The 4,701-nt window shown below is 67.7% G+C and carries 3 protein-coding genes; all 3 read right to left on the reverse strand.

Annotated elements, in window-relative coordinates; genetic code table 11:
• Nucleotides 1-1,290: hypothetical protein (locus Q7W51_10400; protein MDO8848782.1), on the reverse strand; the 1,290-nt coding region annotated here is incomplete at its 3' end.
• Nucleotides 1,291-1,959 (reverse strand): zinc ribbon domain-containing protein, encoded by a 669-nt coding sequence (locus tag Q7W51_10405; protein ID MDO8848783.1) that lies wholly within the window; start codon nt 1,957-1,959, stop codon nt 1,291-1,293. It lies immediately after the preceding gene.
• A 176-nt stretch (nt 1,960-2,135) separates the two neighbouring features.
• On the reverse strand, nt 2,136-4,701 hold a 2,566-nt coding region (locus tag Q7W51_10410), incomplete at its 5' end, for a hypothetical protein (protein ID MDO8848784.1).

Here is a 4,701-nt window from a genome sequence, read left to right on the forward strand (position 1 = left end):
GATGTCGAGCCACTCGGAGTCCTCGGCGAACTCGATGGTTGCGCGCACTGCGAGCGGGTCGAGCGCGGGGTCGGTTGCATCCGCGCCGAGGAGTTCCACAGCCGCGATGAGCGTGATCGACTGGCCGCCTTGCGTGCTGAGTGCGAGCGTGCCCGCGGGTTCGATTCGCGTGACGATACGGCTCTCGCCCGCGGCCGCCACGCCCACAGACGCGGTAGTCATGCCGAGTGCGGACTGCCCCTCGACGGTGATGGTTGAGCCTGCGGCAATCGCGCCCGTCTGCCACACGACGGTCTGGAGGGTGCCATACGCAGTCTGCGGCTGTACGCTCACGCCGGACGGGATATGCAGCACGATGGCGGCGTCGTTCGCGGGTTGGTACGAGCCGCTCGGCAGGACCTTGAACACCTGGACGGTGAAGGATGCCGAGTGCTCGGCGCTTACCTGGAGCGAGCGGGTCGAGAGCTGCAAGATGTAGCCGACCGGCTGGTCGGGATGGGGCTCCTCGGCGCCGGTCTTGGCGCGGGAGCTCGCCATGGCGCCAGCGAGAGCGATTGCCGCGGCCGCGACAGCGCCGATGCCGGCTCCGACCGTTCGCCACGGGGAGGTCTCGCCGGTCTCCGCGCCGGGTAGCCCCGATGTCGCCCCGGCGGCTCCGAGGTCCCGGAACTGCAGCGAGCCGAGCAGGCCGTCAACGTCGCCTGCGACCTCATCGAAGCCTGCGCCCGCCTCCATCCCCTCGGCCCAGCCATCGCCTACGATGCGGACGCCGCCTTCGGCCAGGGGAACCCACGCGACCCATGCGCGGTCGTAGCGAGGCTCTGTCGGATCGCCGAGCGACGCCCCGCTGTACGTCCCGACGTTCAGGTACGCCTCGTATCCGCCGATGGTCGTGCGCCGAGCCCCGTCCCACACGTAAGCGAGATCGGCGCTGGCGCCCTCAGTCGAGCGGGACTGGAAGTCCTCCCAGGAGCTGTATTCGTCCTCCGGAAACATGGTGTTCCCGGTACTCAGAGTCACGCTCACGCGCGCCTCGCCTTGCCACAGTGCTTGCATCATGGGCCCGTACTCGGTGTCCACCGTTTCCATCCGCGAGTAGAAACCGGCGACGTGGAAGAGATCGGGATCGTCGAAGATGACGCTCCAGTCGTCAGGGAGGCTCTTGCTCGTGACGAGGTTATCGGCAGCGAAGGCCAGCGCGGGAAGCAGAAGCAGCGCTACGATCGACGCGAGCGCCATCCACGCTGCGGCATGACGGACGCGATCCCGGCGGCGGATGAGTGCGCGCATCTAAGACCGCCTCCTCAATGCCACCGAGGCCGTCTTGATCGCCATGACGAGTGCCGAGGCCATGGCGACGACCATCGAGAGCGTCGAGAGAAACGGCATCCCGCTGCGCAGACCGCCGATGATCGTGACGCCGAGCGAGATCACCTGCACGAGTGCGGTCACGAGTGAGACGACGCCGGTGATGCTGCGCAGTGCCCCGCCCTTGGTTCCGGTGATGAGCGAGAGCAGCGCGGTCGTGCCGCCCGCGAGTACGCGCGGGAGGGCGCCCGCGAGTGCGCTGCCACCGCCCGAGAGGCCCGCCACGAGCAGGTCGAGGCCCACCGTGACGGCCATCGCAAGACCGGGCTTCTTGAGCGAGCGCTGCGCCAGCACCCGCGCGCCGGGCACCGCTGCCCGGGAGAGCATCGCGCGGAGGTCGGGTGTTTCGCCGACAACGATCGTCTGCCAGGGGAGGGAAGCGGCCATGCCCGCGACGCCAGCCACCTGCGCGACGGTGCCGTACGTCTGCCGGGCGGTCTGCGCGGCGTGACCGGCCTGTTGTGCGAATGTGGGAGCCTGCGCCGCAGCGGGCATCGGCTCTCGTGCAGCACCACACTTCGTGCAGAACCTGTCGTCACTGGTGAGCGGTGTTCCACAGCTCGTGCAGTAGGCCACAGGTCCCTGAGTCACGTCGTCTCCTTCGCACGCGGCGTTCTTGAGACGACTATATCCGCCCCGACCTTCCTGCCGCCATAGGCCGTACTGCCGCCGCTACTGCCACTCGGCTAGAATGGCCGACTGTCCGCCGAGGAGTTCGAATGGAGGCCGAGCTGGCGTGGTGAGCAGGCCGGCCCGTCCGGCCCCGCCTACATGACCTTCTTCGCCGATCCGAGGTTCCCGATCTGCCTGGCGACATCGTCCATGAAGCTCGGCAGACCGTTGCTGTAGCCGAGCCTCGCAAGGTGTCCATTCGCGTCCGGGACGCTGATCTTGCCCTCCTGCGCCGCGATGACGACGTACATGCTTTCCTTGAATTCGGGAGACAGGTCGTCGACCCCGTAGTTCTGTTTGGTGTAGCCCTTCCGCACTCCGTCAAGCGAGTTCACGGCCTTACTTGCTTGAGTGTAGGCGTCGAGCATGTTGCCCTGCTTGTAGGAGTTCATCACCTTGGTGCGGTACGTCTTGCCGTAGCCCTCGGGGTCGATGAGCGTCGAGTGACCGTCCTTCACCATGTGGTCGTTGGGTGTGAACCGGGTCTCCTCCCACGTGCCCGTCTTGGGATCGTAGACGGTCCCCTGGTCGGCCATGTCGATCGAGGCCTCTTCGAACGTGTAGTCCGTCTGCAACTGCTGGCGCTCCGTTGTCCAGCGCTCGGCGCCCTTCGCATCCGACGGCCCGCCGGTCTTCTCCGAGAAGATCCGCTGCGACTCGGCAGACCACTTCTCCCGGGGGATCTCGATGAACCGGTTGCGCCCGCTCGGGTCCTTCTTGAAATAGCCGAGGCGGTAGTCGCGGTCGACGCCGTCCACATGGCCCACGGTGTGCACGGCGATCTCGCGGCCCTCCGCTTCGGGCAGGTTCTTCCTGGCCCAGTCCTTCAGCTCCGCATCGTGCGACTTGTAGACCTTCTGCCGGGTCTCGTTGAACTTCCGCCACGCTTCCGGGTCGGAGGCCCGCAGCTTCCGCATGGCGTCAGGGTCGCGCATGATCCGCTCCACGGTGGGTACATCAAGCGGCTTGCCGTCGCGCGTCTTCGAGGCGATATCCTCCGAGATGCCCTTTGCGCGCACCTCGGGGTCCGGATGGCTCGTGCGCGGATCGACATCAGGCGCCTTCTCGACGACCGGCTCGGCGGGCTTCTGTTCGGGCTTCTGCTCGGGCTTCTGTTCCAGATCGGCCTCGGCGGGCTTCTTCGTCGGCTCGGTGGCGTCAGCGTCTCGCGGTGAGGCGTCGGCGTCCCTGGTGCGCGTTTCGGCATCGGGCGTGCGGTCCCGGGGTGCCGTGTCCGCATCCGGAGCGTCGCCGGTGGTCCGGGCGCGCGGAGCGTCGGGCACCGGAGCATCGGGAGTGGCTGCCGGGGTCCGTGGGGGAGGCGCGTCTCCCGCTGCGGGAACCCTCGTGCGCGGTGCGTCGGGCGTGGCCGCAGGCGTTCTCGGCCGGGGGGCGTCAGGTGTCGCCGCTCCCTTGGCGCGCGGCGCATCGGGCGTTGCGGCCTTCGGCGTGCCCGCGTCAGCGCCCGCACCCTTCCCACGCACCGAGGCGAGCGTGATGCCGCGCTTGCTGGCGGCCCACTTGAGGAATGCGATGAGGCCCTCGTCACGCAGCTGTCGGCCGACGTTCTTCATGGCGTTGGTGACCGAGAGGTTCGGGTCGTTGTAGAGCTCCTTGGCGAAGAAGTAGGCGATGAACAGCGCGTAGCCGATCGCCTTGTTCTTGCCGGAGAGCTTGGCGAGGAAGTCGGGGTCGGTGACGGCGCCTTCCAGCACACCGGTGATCGTCGAGGTCTGCGCCATGAGCCAGTCATCCAGGCCGCCGCCTGCGAGCCAGACCTCCATCGCGGAGACGAGCAGCGGCTTGAGCATGCCGATGGCCATCGAGCCGACAACGCCGAGGTAGGTGCCGCTCGCCACGCCAAACGCGATGTCGCCGCACCACGAGACCCAGTCGAGCGTGTCCTCGATCTGCTGGATCCACCAGGCGTCGTCAAGGTGCTCGTGCTTCTCCTTCATGAGCTGGTCGTGCGCGAAGGTCCAGATCTGCTTGCGCATGTAGAAGAGGCCCTCGGCACCCATCGTGAGCGAGCGCTCGGCCACGAGCGCGTAGAGGCGCTCCTGGTGCTCGAAGGGGACGTAGTAGCGGATGATGTCGAGGCAGTTGTCGCGCTCGAGCTCCCATACATCCGAGTATGGTTCCATGTTCACGCCGAGCAGACGCAGCGGAACGAGCGCCGAGAAGCGGTCGGCATCGTAGCCGGGGACGCTCGCGAGGAGTGCCGCCGGCACGGGTTCCCCTGCAGTGGGGAGCTTCCGCTCGAGCGAGGCGTTGAAAGTCGCGCTCGGGATGTTGAGCGCACGGACGCCCGCGGGCTCAACGGTGAGCCCGCCAGCCTTGAGCCCCGCATGTCCGCTTGTGCCCTCCTGGCCACCGATCTCGAGCGTTGCCTGCTCGGCGAGGCCGATGTCGGGAGCGATTTCGCCAGAGCCGGGGTCGCGCACGAACACGCGCAAGTCGATCGCGGTGGTCCGCGCGCTGCCGTCGGCGGCGAGTGCGAAGGCACCGGTCGACGGGTCGACGTTCGTGCGATCGATGAAGAGCCCCTCCTGCGTCACGATCACGTCCACCTGCCGACGAAGCTCGTCGAAGCCGTCGGCGGTGGCGACCACCACGAGCGTGGATGCGGTCTGCGGGCGCGTGGGATCGAGGTTCTCTCCA

It is taken from the genome of Coriobacteriia bacterium (assembly GCA_030652115.1).
Taxonomy (GTDB): Bacteria; Actinomycetota; Coriobacteriia; order Anaerosomatales; family Anaerosomataceae; genus UBA6100.